The sequence below is a fragment of the Vibrio sp. CB1-5 genome, assembly GCF_059412285.1.
The window spans coordinates 1-1,221 of the sequence record NZ_JBJHPB010000072.1 but is presented as its reverse complement, the minus strand read 5'-3'; the positions used below and the strand labels follow the sequence as shown (position 1 = coordinate 1,221).

Annotated in this window: 1 protein-coding gene; it reads left to right on the top strand. The window is 47.4% G+C overall.

Annotation, left to right across the window (positions count from 1 at the left end):
- Positions 1–538: 538 nt before the first annotated feature.
- Positions 539–1,221 (top strand): reverse transcriptase domain-containing protein (locus ACJB0T_RS21895; protein ID WP_495292943.1); only part of this gene is annotated, 683 nt, incomplete at its 3' end.

The following is a 1,221-nucleotide window of genomic DNA, read 5'->3' as shown; positions in this document are numbered from 1 at the left end:
CGATACTCAGTCAGGCCTATACTGTGTTTGAGGGTGGCATTGTTAACAGGGAGCCAGTGCAGTAACTGGGGAAGCCTGACACCATATCCGGAGAAAGGCCGGAAGCATAAGCACAAAGCGAAAGCTAAGTCTTGTGTTGGTGCGAGGTGGCAGATGAATCCGTAGTAGTGAGTAAGGCTTGACCTAAGAAGCCCGGTAACGGTGTGGAGGAGAAAACCGAGCTGACCATCAGTATTGCATCTGATGGAGCACCGACTTGCCAAAAGCAGTCAGGTGTTGCGAAGGGAGGAAGCATACTTCAAGTCTGTGATGAGCAGATGTTTTTTTTTCAGTGGTACACAAATCGACTTGCTATCGAGGTATTCCTGCGCGGTTAACTGTGGAAGCAAAAGACTGTAATGAGAAACCGTACACGGGAGTAACTTTGACTCACTTTAGTAAATTGCCATTGAGCTAGAAGGCTAAATAGCAAAGTGAAACAAACCGGCACTGAGGAAAGCATTCTGTCCCCATGCAGCACACAACCCAAGGGGAGAAGTTGAGAGTTTATTACAGCTTGTATGGTCACTTGCTCAGCAAAGAGCGGCTATACAAAGGATTTAAAAAGGTGTGGAAAGCGAAAGGCGCGGCCGGAATAGATAGGCAGAGCCTGAGTCACTTCGCCTCAAATCTGAGTGATAACCTCGAACAGCTACTCTCTGAACTTAAAACCAAGCAATATCAACCACAGCCGGTAAGACGGGTGGAAATCCCGAAAGAAGGTGGTGGAGTGAGATTACTTGGCATCCCGACAGTACGGGATAGAGTTGTTCAACAAACCCTGAATGATCTCCTAACCTCTATCTTCGAAGAGCAGTTCCATCCATCAAGTTTTGGATACCGCCCAAATCGAAGTTGTCACGACGCCATTAACAAAGCCACCATGTTTATTCGACGCTATGGTCTGCAGCATGTCGTGGATATGGACTTGTCAAAGTGCTTCGATAAGCTCGACCACGAACTTATCCTGAATAGCATCAGAAAACGAGTCAGAGATGGCAGCGTGCTAGAGCTGATAAATCAGTTTCTGAAAAGTGGGGTAATGGTCGATGGGCATTGGCAGCAAACAGAGCTTGGTAGTCCGCAAGGTGGTGTGATTAGCCCACTAATAGCGAACATCTATCTGGATGCGTTCGATCAGGAAATGCGAAAGCGAGGTCATCGTATAGTGCGCTATGCAGA